Here is a 24,600-nt window from a genome sequence, read left to right as displayed (position 1 = left end):
GCCGGATAGGCTCGTGTCATGGACGTTGCCACCCTCCGCGGGATCTGCCTGAGCTTCCCCGGCGCCTTTGAGGACTTTCCGTTCGGTCCGGAGACATCCGTCTTCAAGGTGCGGGCTGCCGTGGCGGGCGGCGCGCGGCAGGACGCCAAGATGTTTGCGTTGTCCGCCATGGACGCGGCGGACTGGTCCGTGAGCCTCAAATGCGAGCCGGCCCTGGCCGAACAGCTGCGGGCCATCCATCCGGAAATCACCGGCGCCTGGCATATGAACAAGACGCACTGGAACGGGGTCCGGCTGGACGGATCGCTGCCGGACGACATGATCCGGGACATGGTGGAGGATTCCTACGACCTCGTGGTGGCATCGCTGAGTCGAAAGCAGCGTGAGCAGCTGGGCTGGGCCGGACTCGCCAGGGGCGAGGGCACATGAGCGGCGAACCTCGCGTCGGCCGCATCGCGCCCGGCGCGCGGGCCGCGCTGAACTATCCGGGCATTGGCTCCACCGAGCACGGGCAGGCACCGGAAGGCTTTCCCTGCCTGGTGTCCCAGGCTTACCTCGGCGACGGCCTGGCCCTGTACCGGAGGGTGGCCCAGGGAATTCTTTCCTGGCAGCTGCAGAAACGCTCAGGGCTGCGCGTCCGCACCGACTCCGACGCCGTCGTGCCCGGCGCGCGCGTGGTGAGCGGATTCGGCGTCGGGCCCTTCCGGATCAACGCGCCCTGCGAGGTGGTGTGGGTGCGCCGGCCGGTGCCCGGCGGCGGGCCGCAACGGGCCGGGTTCGGGTACGGCACACTGCCGGGTCATCCCGTGCGGGGCGAGGAAGCCTTCGAAGTGGAGATCGACGCCGCGAGGCGCGTGGTCCTTAAAATCACGGCCTTCAGCAGGCCGTCCAACTGGTTCTACGCGGCCGGCAGTGCCCTCGCGGGACGCGCACAAAGGCATGTCACTTCCCGATACATTGGGAGTGCACACGAACTGGCCGCAGGTGAAAGCTGAGCAGGAGCAGGTGGATGCTGGAACAGAAAACCCTTGACCAATTGTGGAACTTCGACGACCCCGCCGGATCGGAAGCCAGTTTCCGGGCGGCCGCCGCAGATGAAAGCTACGACGCCGACGAACGCGCCGAACTCACCACCCAGCTGGGCCGGGCCATCGGGCTGCAGGGCCGCTACGAGGAAGCCGACGCGTTGCTGGATTCGGTCGATGCCGACGAGCCCACCGTGGCCGTCCGGGTGCTGCTGGAACGCGGCCGGGTGCTCAATTCCAGCGGCCACCCCGAGATGGCCGTGCCGCTCTTTGAGCAGGCGGCCGAACTGGCAGACTATCTGGTCGAGGAATTCCTGGCCGTGGACGCGCTGCACATGCTCGCCATTGCCGACTCCGCCCACGCCGAGACCTGGACCAGGAGCGCCCTGGAGTATGCCTCCACGGTCCACGATGAGCGCACCAAACGGTGGATGATCTCGTTGCACAACAACCTCGGCTGGACGCTGCACGACGCCGGCCGCTGCACCGAGGCCATGGTGGAGTTCCAGCTCGCCGAACAGTGGGCCGACCGGATCGGCACTCCCCGGCAGCAGGAACTGGCCCGCGAGGCCATCAAGGCCTGCTGACCGCCTGCAAGAATGGAACCTCCGGAAATCCGAATGAAAGGCAACCGCCCGTGATCTTCATCGTCGTCAAATTCAAGGTCAAGCCGGACTGGTCCGAGCGCTGGCTGGGACTCGTGGACGAATTCACCCAGGCCACCCGTAAGGAGCCCGGGAACCTGTGGTTCGACTGGTCCCGCAGCGTGGAGGACCCCAATGAATTCGTCCTCGTTGAGGCCTTCAAGGACGACGCCGCCGGAGACCACGTCAACAGCGCCCACTTCAAGCAGGCCATGGCGGACATGCCGCAGGCGCTGGCCGAAACGCCCCGGATCATCAGCCGCCAGCTCGACGGCGACGGCTGGGACCGGATGGGCGAACTCACCATCTAACCCCGTCCCACCCCGTCCCACCCCGTCGATTGCTCCTTAGCCGCCCTTTTGAGGGCTCAAAACGGCGGTTACGGAGCACTGGATAGGCTTAGGGCATGTGGATCGGATGGATCGAATTCGACATCCTTCTGGGCGACGTTCACAGCCTCAAGGAGAAGCGCTCCGTGGTGCGGCCGCTGCTGGCGGAGCTGAAGCGGCGCTTTGACGTCTCTGTGGCCGAGGTCGGGGATCACGAACAGTACAGGCGCACGCAGTTGGGCGCCGGCCTGGTGGCAGCCGACCGGGCACACCTCGTGGACGTGCTCACCGCCGTCGAACGCTTCGTGGCAGCCCGGCCCGAACTCGAACTCCTCAGCGCCCGGCAGCGGGAGCTCCGCAGCGACGACTGACCCCGCCGGTTGCTCCCCTAAGCCCCCGTCCATTGCTCCGTAGGCGCCCTTTTGAGGCTTCAAAACGGCAGTTATGGAGCAATCGATGGGGGTTGTGGATAACTTCTGCGGACTCGACGCCGAACTGGTCTGATGAGGCCATGAAAACCGCGCGCCCGCTGCCCGACGATTTCCGGGGACGCCCCTTCACCGTCGCCGAAGCGGCAGAGGCCGGAGTGTCGCCAAAACGGCTCCGGCACCGCTCCCTCGTGGCGCTGGGCAGGGGAATTCGCGTGCAAAGCGCGACGCCGGGGCTTCCCTTGAGCGTGCGCGTGCGGCCTTTCATTGAGGTCAACGAGCGATGCGCCGCGTCGCACCTCACCGCGGCGGAGCTTGGTTCGCTTCCGGCGCGGCAACAAAAGGAGGCACCGCCGATGTACCACGTGATCAGGCCCGAGGGCGCGGCCCATCTCAAGCGGCCACATGTCATCGTTCACCGGATGAAGCTCTACGACGACGAGATCACGCTGCTGGACGGGATTCCCATCACCACCCCGGAGCGGACCTGGCTGGACCTGGCCGAAATGCTGACCGTAGACGAACTCGTTGTGGCCGGCGACAGCTGCGTCCGGGTGCCCAGGCTTGAGGGTGAGGGTCGAGACCTGCCGCTCTGCGGTCTCCAGGACCTGCAGCGGATGATCGGCCGGCACAAGGGAAAGCGCGGACTGCGCAAGGCCAAGGAAGCCATCGCCCTCATCCGCGTGGGCTCGGATTCGCCGCAGGAGTCCTTGCTGCGGCTAGCTATAGTCCGGGCCGGTCTCCCGGAACCAGAGCTGAACGTGCCGATCATCGACGGGGCAGGAACGCGGCATCACAAACCAGACTTGTCCTATCGGGAATACAGAATCGGTATCGAGTACGAGGGCGAACTCCACGGTGACGAGGGGCAGATCGTTCGGGACATCGCCCGTTCGGAGAAATACACGGCCCTCGGCTGGACCGAGGTTCGAATCTCCAAGCGGCACATGAACGGTGATGCCAAGGCCGCGGTGGCCAAGGTCCGCGCCGCACTCCTGCAGGCGGGCTGGCGGCCCCGCCGTTAACGAACGATTGCTCCGCAACTGCCGTTTTGAGGGTTCAAAACGGCAGTTGCGGAGCAACCGATGGAACTGGTTGCGGTGGTGGGGCTTAGCCGAAGTACTTCGGCAGGGTCGCCTCGTGGGCTTCGCGGAGTGCGTCGAGGTTCATGGTCTCGACCCCGTTGATCTCCAGCGTGCCGCCCTCGGCGTCCACCACACCGATCCGGACGTGCGCGAAGCCGCGGGCGGTGCACATGTCCGTGAAGCGGATTTCCTCCGATCGGGGCACAGCGACGACGGCGCGGCCTTGGGTTTCGGAGAACAGCGCCGTGAACAGGTCCACACCGTCGCGGTCCAGGACGTCCTGCAGCGCGATCCGGGCGCCCACGCCGTAGCGCAGGGACGACTCCACGAGGGCCGCGGCGAGGCCGCCTTCGGAGAGGTCGTGGGCGGAATCCACCATGCCGTCGCGGGAGGCGTTGATCAGGATCTGCCCCAGCTCGCGCTCGGCTTCGAGGTCAACCTTGGGCGGCAGGCCGCCGAGGTGCCCGCGCATGTTGGACCATTCCGAACCGTCCAGCTCTGCCGCCGTCGTGCCCAGCAGGTAGATGGCCTGGCCGTCTTCCTTCCAGCCCGACGGCGTGCGGCGGGCAACGTCGTCGAACTTGCCCAGCACAGCCACCACGGGGGAGGGGTGGATGGGGGTGGTCCCGGTCTGGTTGTACAGCGAGACGTTGCCGCCGGTGACCGGGATGCCCAGCACCATGCAGGCGTCGGACAGGCCGCGGATGGCTTCGGCCAGCTGCCACATGACGTCGGGATCCTCGGGGGAGCCGAAGTTCAGGCAGTCGCTGACGGCCATCGGCACGGCGCCGGAGGTGGCGACGTTGCGGTAGGCCTCGGCCAGCGCCAGCTGCGCGCCGTGGTACGGGTCGAGGTAGGTGTAGCGGCCGTTGGCATCGGTGGCCAGGGCCACGCCCAGGCCGGTTTCCTCGTCCACCCGGACCACGCCGGCGTCGTCCGGGAACGCCATAGCGGTGTTGCCGCCGACGTAGCGGTCGTACTGCTTGGTGATCCAGGACTTGTCGCACATGTTCGGCGAGGCGACGAGTTCGGTGATCGCGGCGGCCAGGTCCGCGGGGGCGGAGGGGCGGCCGGTGTCCTGCACAGACCCGGTGAAGGAGTCGGCCTGGACGGCGTCCTGCCATTCGGGGCGGGCGTACGGGCGGTCGTAGACCGGACCGTCGTGGGCCACGGTGCGCGGGTCGACGTCGACAATCACGTCGCCTTCCCACGTGATGATGAGGCGGCCGGTGTCGGTCACCTCGCCCAGCCAGGAATACTCCACCGCCCACTTGTCCATGACCGCTTCAAACGCGGCGATGTTCTCGGGGGTGACCACGGCCATCATGCGTTCCTGCGACTCGGACATCAGGATTTCGCCCGGGGTCAGGGTGGGGTCGCGCAACAGGACAGAGGTCAGCTCGACCTCCATGCCACCGTCGCCGTTGGACGCGAGCTCGGACGTGGCGCAGGAAATGCCTGCGGCGCCCAGATCCTGGATGCCCTCAACCAGGGAACCCTTGAACAGCTCCAGGCAGCACTCGATCAGGACCTTCTCGGCGAACGGGTCGCCCACCTGGACCGCGGGGCGCTTGGACGGCTTGGTGTCATCGAAGGACTCCGAGGCCAGCACGGAGGCGCCGCCGATGCCGTCGCCGCCGGTGCGGGCACCGAACAGCACCACCTTGTTGCCCTTGCCGGAGGCGTTGGCGAGGCGGATGTCCTCGTGGCGCATCACGCCGACGGCGAGTGCGTTGACCAGCGGGTTGCCCTGGTACACGGAGTCGAAGACCATTTCGCCGCCGATGTTGGGCAGGCCCAGCGAGTTGCCGTAGCCGCCGATCCCGGCCACGGCGCCGTGCATGACGCGGGCGGTGTCCGGGTGGTCAATGGCGCCGAAGCGCAGCGGATCCATCACCGCTACCGGGCGGGCGCCCATGGAGATGATGTCGCGGACAATCCCGCCGATGCCGGTGGCGGCGCCCTGGTAGGGCTCCACGAACGACGGCGAGTTGTGGGACTCGATCTTGAACGTCACGGCCCAGCCGTCGCCCAGGTTGGTGACACCGGCGTTTTCGCCGATGCCAACGAGCATGTCCTTCTTCATTTCCTCGGTCACCTTGTCGCCGAACTGGCGCAGATGGTTCTTCGAGGACTTGTAGGAGCAGTGTTCGCTCCACATCACCGAGTACATGGCGAGTTCCGCGCCGGTGGGGCGGCGGCCCAGGACCTTCACTACCTCGTCGAACTCGTTCTGCTTCAGGCCCAGTTCGGCCCAGGGGAGCTCGGTGTCCGGCGTTTTGGCCGCGTGCTCGACCGTGTCGATGTTGAACTTCCGGGTGGTCTCCGCGGGCGCCGCCACTGCGGGTGTCTCCGTCATTTGTTGTCTCCCACGATTTTGTTCAGGACAGAGGTGAAGAACCCGAGGCCCTCGGTGCCGGAGCCGAGTTCGGGGCCGAAGCCGGCCTCCACAGCATGCTCGGGGTGCGGCATGAGGCCCACGACGTTGCCTGCGGCGTTGGAGATGCCGGCGATATCGCGGCGGGAGCCGTTCGGGTTGAAGCCGACATAGCGGAACACGACGCGGCCTTCCGCCTCGAGCGCATCCAGCGTCTTCTCGTCGGCGATGTACTGGCCGTCCTGGTTCTTCAGCGGCACAGTGATTTCCTGGCCGGCGGCGTAGTCCCCGGTCCAGGCCGTCGTGTTGTTCTCCACGCGCAGGACCTGGTCGCGGCACATGAACTTCAGGTGGTCGTTCTTGATCATGGAACCGGGCAGCAGGTGCGACTCGGTCAGGATCTGGAAGCCGTTGCAGATGCCCAGCACGGGCAGCTTGGCATCGGAATTGGCGGCGTCGATGATCTTGGACATCAGCGGCGCGAAGCGGGCGATGGCGCCGGCGCGGAGGTAATCGCCGTAGGAGAAACCGCCGGGAATCACGACGGCGTCAACGTCGCCCAAGGTGGTGCCGGCGTGCCAGAGCTCCACCGGGGTGGCACCGGCCAGCCGGACCGCACGGGCGGCGTCGCGGTCGTCCAGGGTGCCGGGGAAGGTGACGACGCCGATCTTCGCACCGGCGAGCCTGGGGTGCGCGGCGACGGCAACAGCCTCGCCGATCAGGGGGAGTTCAGTCATCTCAGGCCTCAACGACCTCGACGTTGACGACGTCCTCGATCACCGGGTTGGACAGCAGGGTCTCGGCGGCGTCGCGGGCCTGGGCCAGAATCTCCTCGGTCACCTCGCCGTCGACCGTGAGTTCAAAGCGCTTGCCCTGGCGGACAGAGCTGAAAGCGGTGAAGCCCAGCCGCGGCAGAGCACCGACGATGGCCTTCCCCTGCGGGTCCAGAATCTCGGGCTTGGGCATGACGTCGACAACGATCCGGGGCATCCGGCAACTCCTGTGCGTGAGCGTTGGGTAAGGGCGCAGCGGAGTGGTGCCGTCTCACGCCGATCCGCTGTGTGTTGAGGACTGCTTGGTGAATACAGCGTGAAAGGGCGCTCCGCGAGCTTGCATGCCCATTCTACCGGCCCTGGTGCGTCCGGCCGTATTCGGGCTGGGAGTGTGAACCCGGCCGCACGGGCAGGCCCTTGAACTGGAGAAATGGCGCGGGCGGGGCGGCTGTGGCCTATGGTCCGGGCCGCCGCGGGTAAGTAGGATGTGCGCATGGCTGAGAAACCGAAATCCGTGGTGTTGTCTGTTGTGGCTATCGCAGTGTTCGCCGGGCTGGGCCGGATGGTGCTGCAGAAGATCAAGGCTGACCGTGCGGCGAGGGCGAGCAAGGTGGCCGGTCCCTTGGATGAGAAGACCCGTGCATGGATCAGCGACGTCGTCCGGACTCCGCGAAAGTAGGCCGGCGGTAGCCGCCAGCTGGCCAGTGGTTGGGCCCGGGGGCGGTTTGGGGCCGCGTCCTCCCGCGCTGTGGCGGGGTGCGCGCCCGGGGCGGGTCGGCGGCTCCAATTGACGCAGTTCAGCGGCGTCGCCATCGCATCATGTCGTACTGCGTGACAAATATTAAAAACCTCCTTGTGGTCTATGTCATATCTCGCTCTCAGTCTGTACTGTATGAATCGGCTGGTATCCGTCGGGGCAGGCCGGGCGACCGCCCAGTGAGTTCCCGCCAGTCCGTTGGGCCCGGCATTGAACCGGGCCGTTCCTTTACGAAAGGTTCGAACACTCGTGACATCACCAGGAAAGAGCTTCCTTCGAAGCGGGGGACTACGGAGGGCCGCGGCACTGACCCTGGGCCTGCCGGTTCTTCTGTCCAGCATCGCGATCGCCCCCGCCAACGCGGCCCCGGCGCAAGGCCCGGCCGTAGCCGGCGTCGCACAGAAGAATGTTGATCCGAACAACTACAAGGACGGCCGCTACATTGTGGTCCTGGCGGAAAAGCCGTCCGCAACGTACGACGGCGGGACGGCAGGTTTGGCGGCCACCAAGCCTGCGGCCGGCAAGAAGCTGGATGCCAACAGGGCTGAAGTCAAGCAGTACAAGGCGCACCTGGAACAGAAGCAGGCCCAGGTGGCCGGCCAGCAGGGCGTCAAGATGCAGCGCCAGTTCACGGCGGCTCTCAACGGCTTCAGCGCCAAGCTGACGGCGGACCAGGCCGTGAAGCTGGCCAAGAACCCCTCGGTTCTGCTGGTCGCGCCGGACACGCAGAACGCACCGGACTACTCCACCACCGACTTCCTCAAGCTCAGCGGGCCCAATGGCACGTGGAACACCAAGTTCGGCGGCAAAGACGCTGCCGGCAAGGGCGTCGTGGTCGGTGTTATCGACACGGGGTACACCCCGTCTAGCGCCTACTTCGCCGGCCAGGCGGTCAAGCCGCTCACCGGAGATCCCGCTGTTGGCGTGCCGTACCGCAACGCGGACGGCAAGATCCAGATGCTTAAAGCCGACGGCGAACTCTTCACGGGTGAGTGCCAGACCGGTACCGACTTCGACGGCACCGCCTGCAACTCCAAGGTTCTGAGCGCCCGCTACTTCGGCGACGTCTTCGCGGAGACTGTGCCGCCGGAAGACTGGGCCCCGGGCGAACGGCTGTCCCCCGTCGACGCTGCCAGCCACGGAACCCACACCGCCAGCACGGCTGCCGGAAACGCCGACGTCGAAGCCACGGTTGACGGCCGGAGCTTTGGTCAGACCAGCGGCATCGCGCCGGCCGCGAAGCTGTCCATCTACAAAGTTTGCTGGGAAGACAACGATCCCAACTCCGGCGGCTGCTACTCGTCAGCCTCCATCGACGCCATCAACCAGGCCATCATGGACGGCGTGGACGTACTGAACTACTCCATCTCCGGCGCCACGGACACCACCACCGACCCGGTCTCCATGGCGTTCCTTTCCGCCGCGTCGGCCGGCATCTTCGTCGCCGTCTCCGCCGGCAACTCCGGCCCGACCGCCAGCACGGTCAACCACGGCGCACCCTGGCTGACCACGGTCGCCGCCTCCAGCTTCTCGCAGGAGCTGCAGGGCACGGTCGAGTTCTCCGACGGCAGCAAATACCGCGGCGCAAGCATCATGAACAGCCAGGTCTCCAACGCCGGCGTAGTGCTGGCGGCCAACGCAGCAGCCGCCGGGAGCACCAGCCCGGCCTTGTGCGGGGACGGCTCGCTGGATCCGGCGAAGATCGCCGGCAAGGTCGTGGTCTGTGACCGCGGCGTCGTGGACCGCGTCGCCAAGAGCGCCGAGGTCAAGCGCGGCGGCGGCGTCGGCATGATCCTCGTCAACCTGACCAACTCCTCGCTGGACACGGACAAGCACTCGGTCCCCACCGTCCACGTCAACCCGCCCGCCACCGAGGCCATCAAGGCCAAGGTGGCCGCCAACCCGGCCATCACGGTTTCCCTGGTCAGCAAGGACACCACCGGCCTGCCCCTCGAGGCGCAGCCGCAGATCGCCGGGTTCTCCTCCCGCGGCCCGCTGCTCGCTGCCGGTTCCGACCTCCTGAAGCCCGACGTCGCGGCCCCCGGTGTGGCCGTGCTGGCCGGCGTTTCGCCGATCGGCACCGGCGGAGACAACTTCGGTTTCCTCTCCGGCACCTCCATGGCGTCCCCGCACGTGGCCGGCTTTGGCGCGCTGATCCTGGCCAAGAAGCCCTTGTGGTCCCCGGCGACGGTCAAGTCCGCGATGATGACCACCACGAGCGATGTCAAGAACGCTGACGGTTCCAAGAACACCGATGTCTTTGCCACCGGTGCGGGCCAGGTGGACCCGGCCCGCGTGCTGGATCCGGGCCTGGTCTACGACGCCACCACGGAGGACTACCTGGCGTTCGCCCGGGGCACGGGTTTCGACGTCAGGATCCCGGGGATCGGCATCATCAAGCCGCGGGACATGAACCTTCCGTCCTTCGCCCTGGGCAACCTGGCCGGGAAGATCGAGGTCACCCGTACACTGACCGCCCTGACTCCGGGGATCTACAAGGCCAAGTTCAGTGTTCCCGGCATCAAAGTCAGCGTGACCCCGGCTGTTCTGAACTTCAGCGCCGCGGGCGAAAAGCGCTCGTTCAAGGTCTCTTTTGAGAACCAGGGCGCACCCCTGGGCAAGTTCGCGACCGGTTCGCTGACCTGGCAGGGCGCCAATAAGAACGTGGCGTCGCCGATCGCGGTCCGTCCGCAGTCGGCTGTGGCCTTGTCCGATGTCGCCTTCACCTCCCAGGGCGGCAGCGGTTCCGGCGCCATCAAGGTGGTCTCCGGCACCAACTCGCCGATCAACATGACCCTCGACGGTCTCTCGAAGGCCGACTCCACGGCCGTCGAGCTCGTCCCGGGCCCGTTCACGGGAGGCCAGGATGCCTCGAACGTGGTCAAGAGCGTCCAGGTCGAGGCAGGGGCCCCGCTGGCGAAGTTCTCGGTCATTTCCGCGGACCCGAACGCTGACTTCGACATGTACGTCATGACCCCGGAAGGCCCGCTGACGGTCGCGACGTCGTCGGCGAGCGAATCGGTGTCCATCCCCAACCCGACCCCCGGCAAGTACACGATCTACGCCAACCTGTACGCGAGCCCGAACAACAAGCCCACCAAGGCTTCGGTCGACTCCGCCGTGCTGGGCAAGGTGGTGGGCAAGGCCTCGCTGAACCCGAACCCGCTGCGGCTCGCCAACGGCAAGGCCGGCAAGGTCACGCTGAGCTGGGCAGGGCTGGAGACCGGCTCTTACATCGGCCGGGTCACCTTCGCCGGTGCCAGCGATCCCACGTTCGTCTCGGTCCTCGTGACCCCGGCCGGGACCGTGGTGGTACCGCCGACCTCGGAGGACCAGGACTCCAACGACGGTCCGGGTGACAATTCCGATGGCGACACCGGTGACAAGGAGAAGAAGGACAAGGGCAAGAAGGTGAAGGAGGAGCAGGGCAAGATCCAGAACAGCGATCAGTCCTTTACTCCGAACAACGCCATCTAGTGGACGCCTTTTAGGCAGAAACACCAAGAAACGGCAGCGGCCGGCGGCTCACACCGCCGGCCGTTGCCGTTTAATCCGCCGGCTACGCCGCCGGGGCCGGCGGCCCTTGCCCGCTGACGTCAGATGGCGCCCGTGGACCCGGCTACTCCGCCGAGCAGCGGCGCCATGGCGCGCCAGCGGGCGATCTCGCAGCCGTCGGTCCGACTGAAGCGGCTATTGACCTCGCGTCCGAGGTACCAGCCGGTCACGATGGCGGTCTGCGGGCCGCCGTACTGCTGCGTGCACAGCCGTGGCGGACCCGGCTTGGGGAAGAAGATGGCCTCGCCGTGGCGCCGGACCGCTTCGAGGGCGGCGGCCGGATCGGGCAGGGTGGATGCGGCGGATGGGGCGCCGTCGCCGGCTTCCAGCCTGAAGGTGTATTCCGGGGCGCCGGGGGCCTCGGTGAGGCGGATGGTCAGATCGACGTCGTGAGGGTTGTGCCGGGCGTTTTGGGGGCTGGCTGTGTCTGTCATAACGGTCCCTTCGGGCTGTTGTCCGGCTCCGGGTTCCGGCCTCCGGTAGTGGGGGCGGTCACGGCCGCGGCGTTGAGCAGCGGCGTCAGCTCATGCAGGAGCCGTTCGCGGAGTTGCTGCGATTCGGCCGCGAACGCCCGCTGATAGTCGACGTACTCGGCCTTGCCCTCCGGTGTCTCGATCCGGATGGCCGGGTACCCCCAGTGGGCGAGGTCATAGGGCGACGCCCGCATGTCCATGGCCCGGATCCGCCACGACAGTTCGAAGCAGTCCATGACCAGCTCGCTGGGGAGCAGCGGCGAAAGCTTGTAGGCCCACTTGTAGAGGTCCATGTTGGCGTGCAGGCAGCCCGGCTGCTCCATGGCCCGCTGGTTCTCCCTGCTGGGAACCATGCTGTTCAGCGGAACAGCGTCCGGCGTATAGAAGCGGAAGGCGTCGAAGTGCGAACACCGGATCCGGTTCTCCTCCACCACCTCGTCGGTGCGCCCGGACCCCAGCCGCAACTGCAGGTACTCGTGCCGGAGGTCGAATTTGTCCTGCCGGTAGACCATGGCCCACTCGTGCAGCCCGAAGCAGCCGAACTGGGCCGGCCGCGCGGCGGTCCCGGCGAGGATGATTCCGGCGAACTGCAGTGCCTCCCGTCGGTCCCTGAGGAAGGCAGCGACGTCGACAGTCACCGCCGGCGACTCTGCCGGCAGCCCGGCGGCCGCAAGTTCGGCGTGGTCGGCCGCGCGGTAATACTTCCACCCGGTCCGCGCCGCAGCCTCGGGGCCGGAGAGCACGACGCCGGCGCCCGGGTGCCAGCGCAGCAGCTGGCCGGGTTTTTGCGTGTAGTAGGTGAAGAGGAAGTCCTCCACCGGGTGTTTCCGGCCGGCGGACCGGCGCTCGAGGTAGGGATCCGCATAGCGGCGGACGCGTTGGACGTGGGCGGCCTGGCGTGGCAGCCACTCTTCCTGCTGGAGGTGCAAGGGCCTAGCTCGCCCCGCCGGATGAGCCCAGAACGTCCTTGGCGGCGTTCCAGGCGGCGATTTCACAGCCGTCCTTTTGGCTGTAGGTCGCCTGAACCTGGTGTCCGTCCACGACGCCGGTGACGGTTGCCACCTGTGGGCCGCCGTAAATTGCCGGCTGCCCGGTGGCCTGCTGCACAGTCGCCTGCTGGGTGCAGATCCGGTCCTTGCCGGCCGGAACGGGGCTGAGGATGGCCGGGTTGTTCTTGATGGCGATGCACGCTGCGGCGGCGTTGGGATGCTGGCTTTCGGCCGCAGGAACCCCGTTTTGGCAGACGAGCGTGAAGTTGGACGCGGTGCCGGCTTCGGACGGCTTGATCATGATGGCGAGCTCGGCGTTGCCCTGTCCCGGGCCGGACGGCAGCGGGGCAGCGGAGGGTGACGGTGCCGGAGACGTCGTCTCTGTGTCCGGCGAAGGGGAGCCGGACGGGGCTGTGGGCGACGGGCTGGCGGGTGTGCCCGTCGTCGTGCTGGGGGAGGGGGAAGGGGTGGGCCCGCCGTTCGGCGTGCAGGCGGCCAGTGCGGCGGCGGCCATCAGGACGGCCGCCAGGGCAAGTGCCGGGCGGCCCGATTGCGTGCGCATCAGCAGTCCTCCTCTGTTTTGCCCAGTCTACCGCCGGGGCGCGTCGTCCGGGCCTGGCCGTGTGGCGGCGATCAGGTCCATCATGGACGCGTGCAGCTGGCCGACCTGTTCACGCGTCAACTTCAGCCGGGCCATCATGATGCCCGGGACTTCGGTGGCTTGCTCTCGAAGGGCGGCTCCGCGCGGCGTCAGCCGGACATCAAGGGTGCGCTCGTTGCCTTCCATCCGCTGGCGGGTGATGAAACCGGCGGTCTCGAGGCGGCGCAGCAGCGGCGAGATGGTTGCCGGCTCCTGGGCCAGCGCGTCGCTGATGTCGCGGACCGACCGTGGGCTCGCTTCCCAAAGGCACAACATGACGAGGTACTGCGGGTGTGTCAGGCCGAGCTTGTCCAGGACGGGTTTGTAGGCGCCCACCACGCTTCGGGAGGCCACCGTCAGGGCGAAGCAGAGCTGTTGTTCCAGCAGGAGGTCGTCCTGCGCTGCCCTTGTGTCCTGCAGGTGCTGCGCGTCGTGCCTGCCCTGGGCGACGGGGCCGTCCTGGACTGATGGCATTCCTTCGGTCACACCGACTCCTTCAAATGATTAGTGCACTAATGATTAGCGTACACTGGGAGCATTGTCTTGTTCCCAGGAAAGGATAGCCATGGCCAAGGAAAACGCCGTCGAGAGGTTCATGCGGGCCACCGGGAAGTTCCGGGCCGTGTTCGGCCCGGCCAACCGCAGTTCACTCGGCCACGAGATGACCGACCAGAACAGGCGGCTTCTGGCGATGCGGCAGGCTGAAACTGAACAGTGGGAGACCTTGCACCGGCCCGATGGCAGCACCTATGTGGTGCCCCGAAACCCTGACGACAAGTCCCTGCGCTAGGTCCCATTTAGCGGCACCCCACCCGGGCCATTTCCCGCCGTCGGGCGTAAAATGAGGGCACTGACACACCGCAGTGCAGCATCCTGAACCATCGGGACGAGGAAAGGGGGTGGGACTAGTGACACGTGCTGTCAGAGCTTTTATGGAAAAGACCGACAAGCTGAGGTTCCTGTTCGGGCCCGCAAATCGGGGCGATACGGCGGCGCCTGTAGTGCACAAGCACGACGACTTCGAGCACGCCTCGGAAGACGACCTGTCGGGCTTCGAGGTCGAGACGGATGACCAGGGGCACCACTACGCTGTCCGGAAAACGGATCTCGGGAAAGAAGAGGTCTGACTAGGCCTGTTGCGCCCATCCCTCCGTTGCCGGCGGAACTTGGGTGCCAGAAACGTGTGGATGCGGCCGAAGACGGGGAACGCGGCCGCAGGCCGGCGGAGATGGGGAAGGGAGCGGCAGGCGCCGCTCCCTTCCCCATCCCTATGCGTCCGGGTTCCCGCCCGGGCGCTTGGTGCGGCTAGCGGCCCGTGCCGCCGTAGACCGTGGCCTCGTCCTCGCTGTCGAGGTCAAACGCCCTGTGGATGGCGCGGACAGCGTCGTCGAGAAGGTCCGCGTGGGTGACCACGGAGATGCGGATCTCCGAGGTGGAGATCATGTTGATGTTGATTCCGGCCTCGGAAAGGGCCGCGAAGAAGCGCGCGGACACTCCCGGGTGCGAGCGCATGCCGGCGCCGATCAGCGAGAGCTTGCCGATCTTCTCGTTGTATTCGATGCTCTCGAAGCCGATCCGTTCCTGCGCGGCGTGCAGTGCGGCCAGGGCTTCGGCGCCCTCGACGATCGGGAGCGTGAATGAGATGTCGGTCCGGCCCGTGCCGTGGGTGGAGACGTTCTGGACGATCATGTCGATGTTCGAGTGGGCGTCCGCGATGACCTGGAAGATCGCCGCAGCCTTGCCGGGGATATCCGGTACGCCGACCACCGTGACTTTGGCTTCGGAACGATCGTGTGCAACACCGGAGATGATTGGCTGCTCCAAGGCAACTCCCTCTTGAGTCGTGATCTTGTCGTCGGCGCCTGGCAGGACCCAGGTGCCTTCGTTCTGGCTGAATGAGGATCGGACGTGCAACGGTACACCGAACCGGCGGGCATATTCGACGCAACGCAGGTGCAGGATTTTAGCGCCGGATGCGGCGAGTTCCAGCATTTCCTCGCTGGAGATGCGGTCGATCTTCTTGGCGGACGGGACGACGCGCGGGTCGGCCGTGTAGACGCCGTCGACGTCCGTGAAGATCTCGCACACATCGGCGTCGAGCGCCGCGGCAAGGGCCACCGCCGTCGTGTCCGAACCGCCGCGGCCGAGCGTCGTGATCTCGTTCGTTGTGTGGCTCATGCCCTGGAATCCGGCCACAATCGCGATGTGCCCCTTGTCCAGGGCGGTGCGGATGCGGTGGGGATCAACGTCGATGATCCGAGCCTTGCCGTGGATGCCGTCGGTGATCATGCCGGCCTGGGATCCGGTGAAGGACTGGGCCGAAGCGCCGAATTTATTGATGGCCATGGCCAGCAGCGCCATGGAGATGCGCTCCCCGGCGGAGAGGAGCATGTCCATTTCGCGGGCGGGGGCGGAATCGGTCACCTGCCCGGCGAGGTCAAGGAGCTCATCGGTGGTGTCGCCCATGGCGGAGACCACCACCACCACCTCGTCGCCGGCGTTCTGGGCGTCCACGACCCTCCGGGCGACGCGCTTGATGCCCGCCGCGTCCGCCACCGAGGAACCGCCAAATTTCTTCACGACAAGGTGCTTCGTGGCTGCGGCCGAGACGGGCAGCGTCTGCGGCTGCGATCCGGGCTGGATTTCGGTAGTGGGCAAACTCATTCGCGCACCCTCACTGGAGCATCGGGGTTTCTGAGCCAGGCAACCAAACGGCGCGACGGCGTAACTTCTCACCCCAGTTTATCGCCGTGCCGCCCGCGCCGTTGAATTGTGACCGAATGGCAGACACGCCGGACCAGCTAAGGCCTTCGCGGAACATGCTCGACGCTGCCGGCTGGGACCGGGCCTGCTCTCTCGTTCCGCGGGACATGCTCATTCTTGGCGGGCAGGAGTGGGCATTAGGGCATTGTGTCCATTCCTAGGCGCGGGCGCGGGGCATGTCCGGTGGGCTCTGAAGCGGCCGCGGGACATGTCCATTCGTGGAGGAGGGGGAGCGTGCGCGCGGGAGTGCGGGCAGCCAAGGCCTTCGCGGAACGTGCTCGACGCTGCCGGCTATGAATGGACATGCTCTCTCGGTCCGCGGGACATGCTCATTCTTGGCGGGCAGGAGTGGGCATGAGGGCATTGTGTCCATTCCTGGGCGCGGGAGCGGGACATGTCCGGTGGGCCAGGTGCGGGAGCGGCTGAGGAACCAGGACGCCGGGCCGCGGCACTGCCACTGGGGCCAACAGTCCCAGGCAGTACCGCTAGCCGCGGTCCAGCCGGTAGCGCCAGGACGGCAGCTGCTTTCCCGCCGTGTCCTCGGCTACGGGGAAGAAGCGGTCCTTCCGGAAGCCCAGGCCCTCCAGCAGCCTGCGCGAGGGGAGATTGGGCTCGTAGACCCCTGCAAAAATGGTCTCGCTGCCGCGGGCGCTGAAAAGCCAGTCGACCAAGGCGCCGGCGGCCTCCCGGCCGAGGCCGAGCCTGTGGTGATCCGGGTGCAGAACGTAGCCCAGGCTGGCTGCCTCTGCCGGAATCCGGCCGGGCGCCGGGGGCTCCTCCGTGTTCCAGGTCCGGCCGTCCCCAACGACTTCACCGGTGGCCCGGAGCTCGATCGCCCAGCCGAAGTGAAACCACTCGGTAGTGGAGGCTGCTGCGGCGGTCAGCGCCTGCTCCAGCCGGGCGCGGTTCTGCGCCCGGGTGAGCGGACCGTGGGATAGGTACCGCGTCGCCGCCGGATGGGCGCGGAACCGGAGCAGGGCGCCGGCGTCGTCCGCTGTCAACGGACGCAACAGCAAACGCTCGGTGAGGAGCGGGGCAGGGGTGTCGCTGCCGGTGGCTGCCACGGGTCCGTCAGCTCAGCGCGTTGCGGCGGCCCTCGAAGGCCCTGCCGAGCGTGACTTCGTCGGCGTATTCCAGATCCCCGCCTACGGGCAGGCCGGAAGCGAGCCGGGTGACGGCGATGCCAATCGACTTGAGCATCCGGGCAAGATACGTCGCGGTGGCCTCGCCCTCCAGGTTGGGGTCGGTGGCGATGATGATTTCCTGGATGGCGCCGTCGTTGAGCCGGGTCAGCAGCTCACGGATCCGGAGCTGTTCCGGACCGATGCCGGCAATGGGATTAATCGCGCCGCCCAGCACGTGGTACCTGCCGCGGAACGACCGCGTGCGCTCCACCGCCAGGACGTCCTTGGATTCCTCGACGACGCAGATCACCGAGGGATCCCGGCGCGGGTCGCGGCAGATGTTGCACAGTTCCTGCTCCGTCACGTTCCCGCACACCGTGCAGAACTTGACCCGTTCCTTCACGGAGGTGATGGCATCGACGAGCCGTTTCATGTCCTGGGGATCCGCCTCGAGGATGTGGAAGGCCAGCCGCTGGGCTGACTTGGGCCCCACCCCGGGAAGGCGTCCGAGCTCGTCGATCAGCTCTTGAACTGCGCCTTCGTACACAATGTCCTCGTTCGTTTGGGGTTGTGCCGGGGCCAGCCGGCAGGGGGTCTGCTAGAAGCGGGGCGGCAATGGGCTTCCATCCAGGGAGCGCTCCTCGACCAGTTTCCCGCCCAGAATACGCTCGACGGCGGCGCGGCCGAAGACGCCCGATTCCTCGATCGTTTCGTCGTCGGCGCTCGGGATGTCCTGCACGTACACGGTGGTGGCGGCAGCGCGGGTGGGGGCTTTCGCCCGCCCAGCCTCGGCTTCGGGACTGTTCGATAGCCGCTGGTATAGGCTTTGCCGGCCCGTCGGGGCCGCAGCCTCGGGAGCGGCGGTCACCGCAACGGCCTCCGCGACGGCCGCGGCGGCAGCGGCAGCCACACGCGGCGCAACGGACTCCGCGACGGCCGGCATCGGAGCCGCTTCGGCACGGGCAGGGTGGTCGGCGGCCAGCCCGGACGACGAGGACACGACGCCCGCGTACTCCGGGATCTGTGCCGCCGCCGGTTCATAGTGCACCGGTGCCGGCTCGGGCTCGGGGGCCGCGGGCTCGGCATCCGGAGCCGTGTACCGACCGAGGTTCGAATCGGTGCCGACCGTCCAGACCCCGGGTGACTGCTCGACGGCCCGGGCCCACGCGTCGGCCGACGGGTCCTGGCCTGCGTCCGGTGTCCCGGCGGGGGAACCGGCGGCCTTGGATGTCCGCGAAGTCGGGGATTTGCGGGCTGGAGCCGCAGCCGCAGCCGCGGGCTCGGGACTGCGGGGCGTAGCGGCGGGTGAAGGGTCCCAGTCTAGGGGCGGTTCTTCGTCCAGCGGCGGGGCGTCCTCGTCCCGGGGCGGCCCCCAGTCTTCATCAGGGTCGGCATAGGAACCGGAAGCCTCCGAGGGCCCGCCCGCGTCGACGGCAGGCTCGGTCGGCTCGCCCGTGCGAACCTGAGTCGCGGGTTCGGGCTCGGGTGCAGGTGCAGGTGCCTGGGGTTCTGCCGCTGGCTCGGCGGCGGCGGACGCCCCGGCCTTGGGAACCGGCGCGGCCCCTGTGGAGGCCGACACGGTTGGCGTCACCGGCGGTGCGGCGGCGGGGACGTGCGCCGGGACCGGTGCCCCCGCGGCGATGCCCTCAGCTAGTTCGTTGGCCGGAGCTGCGGGCGGCTGGGGAGCCGGGCTCAGGCCCCAGGCGACGTCGGCCGACGTTGCCGAGGTTGCCGTCGCTGCCGGAGCCTCCGGGCTAGCCGGCGCTTTTGGGTTTGGCTCAGAGCTCGCTGGGCTGTTGCTGCCGCCGGCCACGGCTCGGATCTGGCAATCGATGCCGATCGTCTTGTGGATCGCCTGCCGGAGGTTGTCGGCGTGGTCGGCCCGGCCGAAGGCCCCCGCCAGCCCCGTGGTGGTGAACGCCAGGGTCAGGACGTGGTCCTCGAAATGGCCGACCTGGGCATTGGGTTCCACCAGTGCCCAGGTGCTGCGTTTGATCTTGGTGAGCGTTTGCAGGACTTCGGGCCACGCGCGGCGCAAAACCTCCACGTCGGCTCCAGGGCCGGTGGCAGGACCGGGAGCCGGGCTGGGAACAGCGGCAGGCGCCCGGCCGGCCTCGGTGGGCTCCGGGCGCGCAGGGACGGACGGTGCAGGGGCGGTCGCGGCAGTCTGGGGCGCGGCTTCCCGTGCGGGTTCGACTGACGGGGCCGCAGCCGGGGCAGTCTCTGCCGGTGGCAGGACGGACGGAAGCGCGGCGGAGGGAACCGGCGCGGGCCGGCCGGCCGCCGCGGGTTCGTCTACCGGCCAGTCGCTGGTGCTGACCCGCGGTGCCGTCAGCGGTTCCCGCGCAGGCTCGTCGCGGCGGGCGGGAGCGGGTACGGGGGCTGTGGCCGGCGGCTGCTCGGCCGGCGGCGGGGTGGCTGCGGCAGTGGCGGTTGCGGGAGCCGGCGCAGCGGGCATCTGTGCAGCGGGCACGTGGGCAGCAGGCGCCTGGGGAGAAACCGTCTGCTCAGGGCGCGAAGGCGAAACGGCGGCAGGTGCGGGAACGCCGGCGAGGGGAGCTCCGACGTCGTTCCCGGAGTAATTCAACCGCCGCTCGACGCGATCGATCCGGGCCGCGATGCCGCGCTCGGTCTGCTCGGAGCTGGGCAGCAGGATGCGGGCGCACAACAGTTCCAGATGCAGGCGCGGCGACGTGGCCCCGGTCATGTCCGTGAGCGCGGTGTTGGTGACGTCCGCGGCGCGGGAGAGTTCGGCCGCTCCGAGATTGTGCGCCTGGTTCTGCAGGCGGGCGATCTGGTCCGCCGGCATGCCGCGGAGGATGGACTGGGCGCTTTCTGGCATTGCCTGGACGATGATGAGGTCGCGGAAACGTTCCAGAAGGTCTTCGACGAAGCGCCGCGGATCGTGCCCGGTCTGGATGACCCGGTCCACAGCGCGGAACACCGTGGCCGAATCCGACGCGGCGACGGCCTCGACGACATCATCGAGCAGGGAAGCGTGCGTGTAGCCGAGCAGGGCGACCGCGAGTTCGTAGTCCAGACCGTTGGGTCCAGCACCGGCCATGAGCTGGTCCAGCACCGAGAGGGAGTCGCGCACCGAACCCCCGCCCGCCCGGATGACGAGCGAGAGCACGCCGGGTGCCACGGGGACGTTCTCCTGGGTGCAGAGCAGCTCCAGATATGCCATGAGCGGCTCCGGCGGCACCAAGCGGAAGGGGTAGTGGTGTGTGCGGGAGCGGATGGTGCCGATGACCTTGTCCGGCTCCGTGGTGGCGAAGATGAACTTGATGTGTTCCGGCGGTTCTTCGACGATCTTGAGCAGGGCGTTGAATCCGGCCGACGTGACCATGTGGGCTTCGTCGATGATGAAGATTTTGTAGCGGTCCCGGACCGGGGCGTAAGTGGCCCGTTCGCGGAGATCGCGGGCGTCGTCCACACCGCCGTGGCTGGCGGCGTCGATCTCGATGACATCGAGGGAGCCGGAGCCGCCGCGGGCGAGTTCGACGCAACTGGGGCACTTGCCGCAGGGGGTGTCCGTGGGGCCTTCGGCGCAGTTCAGGCAGCGGGCCAGGATGCGGGCCGAGGTGGTCTTGCCGCAGCCGCGGGGGCCGGAAAAGAGGTAGGCGTGATTGACGCGGTTCTTGCGCAGAGCCGTCATCAGCGGCTCGGTGACATGCTCCTGCCCGATAACGTCCGCGAACGAATCGGGGCGGTATCGACGGTAGAGAGCGGTAGTAACAGTCACAGATAAACCCTACCAATCGGCACAGACATAAAAGACCCCTCATGCACCCGCCAGAGCCCGCTTACCCTTGCTACCTTCCGGTCCTGGGGGAGTTCAACAGGATGACGCCACATGAGGGGCCGTCAGCAATATTACCTGACGATTGGGTGTGCCTCGAATTGGCCGGGTTTGGCCCCTCATCCTCGGCGGGACATGCCCATTTTTCGCGGTCAGGACTGGGCTATGTGGGACTATGTCCAGCCTTCGTGCCGGCTGCGGGGCATGTCCCGTGTGGGGGGTGGGCAGCGTGCGGCATGCCCTTTTATTCGCGGGCGGGGACGGCGGAGCCGGAGAGGTGGGCCGTGCTGGGGCATTATGTCCAGCCTTCGTGCCGGCTGCGGGGCATGTCCCGTGGTGGGGCGGGGCAGCGTGGGGCATGCCCATTTTTCGCGGTCAGGACTGGGCTATGTGGGACTATGTCCAGCCTTCGCTTGCAGGCCGGGGCATGTCCCCCGGGAAAGCCCCATGCCGGGGCGGGGAGGGCCCAATTGGGCGAAGCTGGAAAGTTCAGGTATTCTAGTATCTGCTTTTGATTCAGAAGCAACTGGAGAATTCGCCTAGCGGCCTATGGCGCACGCCTGGAACGCGTGTTGGGTTAACGCCCTCGGGGGTTCAAATCCCCCATTCTCCGCGGTTGGCCCCGGTCCTCGGACCGGGGCCTTTTTGCGTCTCCCTGCCTTTGCATCCTCGTGAGGTTCATGGCCCAATGTGCGTCCGCGGCCCGGCCCGTGGCACCGCCAAGGCTTCTTCGGCCGGCACCTCGGCTTGCCCTGTCCTTCGATCGGTACCCGTCAGCGCCCGCCGGCTCCGGTCCGCCGCCAGCGCCCGCCGGCTCCGGTCCGCCGCCAGCGCCCGCCGGCTCCGATCTGCCGCCCCCGCCCGCCGGCTCCGGCCCCAGCCCCAGCCCAGCGGCCCAGGCTCAGGCTTCGTACCCCAGCCGGCGCAGGCGGGCCCGGGCAGCCTGCTCGCTCGGACCCATCCGGCCCAGCGCAAGATGCACCACCCCGAGCGTGACCCGTGTGGCCAGGGATACCGGCAGCGGAATCGGGCCCAGCCGAGCGGTCCGCAGGCCCAGCAGCTCGCGGTACCTGGGTTCGAGGCTTGTCACGGCGGCCGCGAACAGCACCCGGTAGCCAGGCCTGAGTGCGGGGTGGAGGGGCGGGTCGCGAATGAATGCCACTGTCTCGGTGACCCGTTCATCGCAGCGGAGCTCGCCGTCGTCGTACCAGCGGTCCAGCTGCTGCCGCATTTCCGCTTCGCTCAACGGTGGGGCCTCCACACCCATCAGCCTGCCGGCCTGGGCCCACTCACGGACATAGGCATCAGGTCCGCCAGGAATCGGCCGTCCCCACAGCTTATGGGCGGAGAGGAAGGCGTCGGTGAAGGCAATGTGAACCCAGCGGAGCAGTTCGGGATCGTTGGCCGCGTAGCTGCGCCGGATGCCGTGGCCGTCCACGAATTCTCCCCGGACCGTCCGGTGAAGCCGCAGCACCCAGTCCGACGCCGCCTTGGCCGTATCTGTGGAGCCATAGGAAACGGTGAAGATCCAGCGGATGGTGCCCGCCAACCGGCCCAAGGGGTCTTCGCGGAAACGGGAGTGATCGTGGACTCCGGCCAACGCGCCGGGGTGGAGCGCCTGCATCAGCAGTGCCCGGATTCCCGCCACGATGGTTGGCATGTCCCCATGCACGGCCCAGACTGCCGAGCCCGGTAAGTGGTAGCCGGCGTCGTCCCCCTCGGCAAGGCGCGGCACCCACTCGGGCACGGAATCGCGAGATCCGGTGAACGTTTGTTTGAGCTCGGCCTGCCATTCCCTGAGGACATTGCGCATCCTTTATTCTTACCCGGCTCAGCGATGCCCGGCACCTGTAACTCCGCGGTGGACTACTGGGCCGCCACCGGCCAGCTACTGGGGATATCCGTGGATCTCCGATTCGTAGGGCAAAAGGAGTACGCGGACGGTTCACAGACCCGGCCGTGTGTGGTCACATGGGGAGGTGAGTTCGTGAAGATTGGGGTCTTGCGGACAGATTGCGGGAGTCACATCGTGGGAAAACACTGGGGAAACTCATCGAGTGAGCAGTCAGCAAGGTCACGGACCATTGCCGTGCGCTGCGTGTCCGGAGGACTTTGCCTGTCCCTGGCCGTTCTGGCATTCGGTGGCTTTCAGGGGCTGAGCGCGCATGCGCCTTACGGGGCGCCAGCCGCCGTGCCGACCGCCGCCATGCCGCCCGCCGGCGCCGTCGGACCTGAAGCCCTGGACCCGCTGGCCCACTCCGGGGCGACCGCTGCCTCGGGGACTCCCGGCACTGTCACCGCCGACGCCCAGGCGCTCCTGGCCTTCAGCCGGAGCACCGTGGACACGGTCACCCGGCAAGGAGTGCGGGGTGAGCTCAACGTGGCCAAGGCGACCCTGAGCCGGCCCGCGGCCGGTTTCCTCATGGCCCCGCTGGAATCGCTCGTACCTTCGTCCCCCTTCGGGCTGCGCACCAGTCCCCTGACAGGACACGCGGGCGAGTTCCACTGGGGCCAGGACTTCGCGGCTCCCTGCGGCACCCGGGTCTACTCCGCCGACGCCGGTGTGGTGAGGGCCGTGGGGTGGCATCCGTGGGGCGGCGGCAACCGGGTAGAAATCGACCACGGCAACGGTCTCATCACCACGTACAACCACCTGGAGGCGATCGCAGTCAAGAAGGGCGACTCCGTGCGGGTGGGGGAGGTCATTGCCCGGGTGGGGACCACCGGATCGTCCACCGGCTGCCACCTTCATTTCGAAACGATCCTCAACGGCTCCCACACTAATCCGCGGGACTGGACGTTGCTCCCCATCACGCAGGTGGACCAGCTCGGCCCGATCGACATGACCAGTTACGCACCCGACGCCGGCAAACCAACCAACACAGGAATTGGCTGGGCGATTCCTGTCCGGGAAGACCTGACCCACGTGGTGGCCGGCGGCGTACAGGAACAACCTGCCGCGGTGGCCGCCAAGCCGTCAGCGAGTGCCTCACCTGCAGCTACCGAAGCCGCCGCCGACAAACCGTCGGCAACGCCTTCCGCCACACCGACCCCGACACCGACAGGCACTGTCTCCGCGAAGCCGACCCCGACGCCGTCCGGAACTGCTCCTGCGACGCCGACGCCGACCGGCACTGCCCCCGCGACGCCGACGCCGACCGGAACCGCTCCCGCGACCCCGACGCCGACGCCGTCGGCAACTGCCTCCGCGACGCCGACGCCGACCGGCACTGCCTCCGCGACGCCGACGCCCACACCAACCCCGACAGGAACAACCCCCGCCAAGCCGTCAGCACCGGTGCCGGTCGTGCCGTCGGTAACACCGACGCCCTCCGCGCCGGCGTCGGCCTCCGCGACCGCGACCGAGGCTGCGGGCAGTACAGCGCCCGCGGCGCCGCCCAGTCGACCCCTTGCGCCGGCCCCGATCACTGTGCAGCCGGCCCCTGTCACCGCGCCGGCCGATAAGCCGAAGCCAACGGCGGCGACGCAGTCGGCCACAACAGCAGTGACAACGAAGGCCTCACCGACGCCCACGGCAACGCCGAGCCGCTAGCCGCTAGCCGCTGAGAAGCCTGTCCGTGCACGGGCGTGCGCACCCGTCGTCCGCGACGGCGTCCACCAGGGCCGCGTCAGGGATGCGCACCCATACCCGCACGCCTCGGTGCCGAATAATGGGGGGACCAGCTACCAACCCCTGCTCCGGACCACCGACATCGCGAGGACTCGCCCCATGACAGCTCTGCCCAAAGTCAACTGGTGGGAGCAACGCCGGGGATTAGGCTGCGTGCAGCAGCTGGTTCAGCCGGCTGGCTGGGGTTTCGAGGTTGAGGGTGGGC

At 67.7% G+C, this 24,600-nt stretch carries 23 protein-coding genes, 1 tRNA gene and 1 other RNA gene; 12 read left to right on the top strand and 13 right to left on the bottom strand.

Annotated elements, in window-relative coordinates; all coding sequences use genetic code 11:
• The first annotated feature begins 18 nt into the window (after window positions 1–18).
• The 6 genes from M2428_RS21595 to M2428_RS21570 all read left to right on the top strand — a co-directional run bounded on the left by M2428_RS21595 (window position 19) and on the right by M2428_RS21570 (window position 3,451).
• The gene (locus tag M2428_RS21595; protein WP_277528020.1) at window positions 19–429 is read left to right on the top strand and encodes an MmcQ/YjbR family DNA-binding protein; all 411 of its coding nucleotides are present in this window, start codon (window positions 19–21) and stop codon (window positions 427–429) included.
• A complete protein-coding gene (locus tag M2428_RS21590; RefSeq protein WP_277528019.1) occupies window positions 426–995 on the top strand; it encodes a DUF1990 domain-containing protein in 570 nt (189 codons plus the stop codon). The genes M2428_RS21595 and M2428_RS21590 overlap by 4 nt, the downstream gene beginning before the upstream one ends.
• Window positions 996–1,009: 14 nt before the next feature.
• Window positions 1,010–1,612: a hypothetical protein gene (locus tag M2428_RS21585; RefSeq protein ID WP_277528018.1), complete on the top strand. Its 603-nt coding sequence runs from the start codon at window positions 1,010–1,012 to the stop codon at window positions 1,610–1,612.
• Window positions 1,613–1,662: 50 nt separating this feature from the next.
• On the top strand, window positions 1,663–1,980 hold the full coding sequence (locus tag M2428_RS21580) for a putative quinol monooxygenase (protein ID WP_277528017.1): 318 nt from the start codon (window positions 1,663–1,665) through the stop codon (window positions 1,978–1,980).
• A gap of 95 nt (window positions 1,981–2,075) precedes the next feature.
• The gene (locus M2428_RS21575; protein WP_277528016.1) at window positions 2,076–2,369 is read left to right on the top strand and encodes a DUF503 domain-containing protein; all 294 of its coding nucleotides are present in this window, start codon (window positions 2,076–2,078) and stop codon (window positions 2,367–2,369) included.
• 140 nt (window positions 2,370–2,509) lie between these two features.
• Window positions 2,510–3,451 carry a hypothetical protein gene (locus M2428_RS21570; protein ID WP_277528015.1) on the top strand — a complete coding sequence of 314 codons (942 nt, stop codon included), beginning with the start codon at window positions 2,510–2,512 and terminating at the stop codon, window positions 3,449–3,451.
• Between the two features lie 85 nt (window positions 3,452–3,536).
• Here the strand turns inward: M2428_RS21570 and purL are convergent, their stop codons facing one another.
• Genes purL through purS form a run of 3 tightly spaced genes read right to left on the bottom strand, consistent with a single transcriptional unit; the run spans window position 3,537 to window position 6,878 of the window.
• The gene (purL, locus tag M2428_RS21565; protein ID WP_277528014.1) at window positions 3,537–5,870 is read right to left on the bottom strand and encodes a phosphoribosylformylglycinamidine synthase subunit PurL; all 2,334 of its coding nucleotides are present in this window, start codon (window positions 5,868–5,870) and stop codon (window positions 3,537–3,539) included.
• Entirely contained in the window at window positions 5,867–6,625 is a 759-nt protein-coding gene (gene purQ, locus M2428_RS21560) for a phosphoribosylformylglycinamidine synthase subunit PurQ (protein ID WP_277528013.1), read from the bottom strand. Before purQ ends, purL begins: the two co-directional genes overlap by 4 nt.
• A 1-nt stretch (window position 6,626) precedes the next feature.
• The gene (purS, locus tag M2428_RS21555; RefSeq protein WP_018776110.1) at window positions 6,627–6,878 is read right to left on the bottom strand and encodes a phosphoribosylformylglycinamidine synthase subunit PurS; all 252 of its coding nucleotides are present in this window, start codon (window positions 6,876–6,878) and stop codon (window positions 6,627–6,629) included.
• Window positions 6,879–7,154: 276 nt separating this feature from the next.
• On the opposite strand from purS, the gene M2428_RS21550 reads away from it, so the two are divergent.
• Window positions 7,155–7,340, top strand: coding sequence for a hypothetical protein (locus M2428_RS21550; protein WP_277528012.1), 186 nt, complete (start codon window positions 7,155–7,157; stop codon window positions 7,338–7,340).
• A 384-nt stretch (window positions 7,341–7,724) separates the two neighbouring features.
• The gene (locus M2428_RS21545; protein ID WP_277528034.1) at window positions 7,725–10,895 is read left to right on the top strand and encodes a S8 family serine peptidase; all 3,171 of its coding nucleotides are present in this window, start codon (window positions 7,725–7,727) and stop codon (window positions 10,893–10,895) included.
• A 119-nt stretch (window positions 10,896–11,014) separates the two neighbouring features.
• On the opposite strand, the gene M2428_RS21540 is transcribed toward M2428_RS21545, so the two are convergent.
• The 4 genes from M2428_RS21540 to M2428_RS21525 are packed head-to-tail and all read right to left on the bottom strand — an operon-like array spanning window position 11,015 to window position 13,561.
• Entirely contained in the window at window positions 11,015–11,407 is a 393-nt protein-coding gene (locus tag M2428_RS21540) for a serine protease inhibitor (protein WP_277528011.1), read from the bottom strand.
• Complete coding sequence (locus M2428_RS21535) at window positions 11,404–12,375, bottom strand: 3-methyladenine DNA glycosylase (protein ID WP_277528010.1); 972 nt, start codon at window positions 12,373–12,375, stop codon at window positions 11,404–11,406. The genes M2428_RS21540 and M2428_RS21535 overlap by 4 nt, the downstream gene beginning before the upstream one ends.
• 4 nt (window positions 12,376–12,379) lie before the next feature.
• Window positions 12,380–12,997: a serine protease inhibitor gene (locus tag M2428_RS21530; protein ID WP_277528009.1), complete on the bottom strand. Its 618-nt coding sequence runs from the start codon at window positions 12,995–12,997 to the stop codon at window positions 12,380–12,382.
• A gap of 27 nt (window positions 12,998–13,024) precedes the next feature.
• Window positions 13,025–13,561 (bottom strand): MarR family transcriptional regulator, encoded by a 537-nt coding sequence (locus M2428_RS21525; protein ID WP_277528008.1) that lies wholly within the window; start codon window positions 13,559–13,561, stop codon window positions 13,025–13,027.
• A gap of 79 nt (window positions 13,562–13,640) precedes the next feature.
• Between M2428_RS21525 and M2428_RS21520 the strand changes: the two genes are divergently transcribed.
• Complete coding sequence (locus M2428_RS21520; protein ID WP_229996176.1) at window positions 13,641–13,865, top strand: hypothetical protein; 225 nt, start codon at window positions 13,641–13,643, stop codon at window positions 13,863–13,865.
• Between the two features lie 142 nt (window positions 13,866–14,007).
• Window positions 14,008–14,202, top strand: coding sequence for a hypothetical protein (locus tag M2428_RS21515; RefSeq protein WP_277528007.1), 195 nt, complete (start codon window positions 14,008–14,010; stop codon window positions 14,200–14,202).
• Between the two features lie 178 nt (window positions 14,203–14,380).
• Here M2428_RS21515 and M2428_RS21510 read toward each other — a convergent pair whose 3' ends face one another.
• The 5 genes from M2428_RS21510 to ffs all read right to left on the bottom strand — a co-directional run bounded on the left by M2428_RS21510 (window position 14,381) and on the right by ffs (window position 20,831).
• The gene (locus M2428_RS21510) at window positions 14,381–15,739 is read right to left on the bottom strand and encodes an aspartate kinase (RefSeq protein ID WP_277528006.1); all 1,359 of its coding nucleotides are present in this window, start codon (window positions 15,737–15,739) and stop codon (window positions 14,381–14,383) included.
• A gap of 584 nt (window positions 15,740–16,323) precedes the next feature.
• Entirely contained in the window at window positions 16,324–16,902 is a 579-nt protein-coding gene (locus tag M2428_RS21505) for a GNAT family N-acetyltransferase (protein ID WP_277528005.1), read from the bottom strand.
• 7 nt (window positions 16,903–16,909) lie between these two features.
• Window positions 16,910–17,509 (bottom strand): recombination mediator RecR, encoded by a 600-nt coding sequence (gene recR, locus M2428_RS21500; RefSeq protein ID WP_223983752.1) that lies wholly within the window; start codon window positions 17,507–17,509, stop codon window positions 16,910–16,912.
• Between the two features lie 51 nt (window positions 17,510–17,560).
• Complete coding sequence (locus M2428_RS21495; RefSeq protein ID WP_277528004.1) at window positions 17,561–20,707, bottom strand: DNA polymerase III subunit gamma and tau; 3,147 nt, start codon at window positions 20,705–20,707, stop codon at window positions 17,561–17,563.
• A gap of 27 nt (window positions 20,708–20,734) precedes the next feature.
• Window positions 20,735–20,831, bottom strand: an RNA gene (gene ffs, locus M2428_RS21490) — signal recognition particle sRNA small type.
• Window positions 20,832–21,292: 461 nt separating this feature from the next.
• Between ffs and M2428_RS21485 the strand changes: the two genes are divergently transcribed.
• Window positions 21,293–21,377, top strand: a tRNA-Ser gene (locus M2428_RS21485).
• A 288-nt stretch (window positions 21,378–21,665) separates the two neighbouring features.
• Here the strand turns inward: M2428_RS21485 and M2428_RS21480 are convergent.
• The gene (locus M2428_RS21480) at window positions 21,666–22,577 is read right to left on the bottom strand and encodes an oxygenase MpaB family protein (RefSeq protein WP_277528003.1); all 912 of its coding nucleotides are present in this window, start codon (window positions 22,575–22,577) and stop codon (window positions 21,666–21,668) included.
• A gap of 378 nt (window positions 22,578–22,955) precedes the next feature.
• Between M2428_RS21480 and M2428_RS21475 the strand changes: the two genes are divergently transcribed.
• Window positions 22,956–24,317, top strand: a complete 1,362-nt coding sequence (locus M2428_RS21475; protein ID WP_277528002.1) for a M23 family metallopeptidase — start codon at window positions 22,956–22,958, stop codon at window positions 24,315–24,317.
• The last annotated feature ends 283 nt before the right edge of the window (window positions 24,318–24,600 follow it).

This window comes from Arthrobacter sp. ES3-54 (assembly GCF_029504395.1).
Lineage (GTDB): Bacteria > Actinomycetota > Actinomycetes > Actinomycetales > Micrococcaceae > Arthrobacter.
This window is presented reverse-complemented; position numbering and strand designations above follow the sequence as displayed.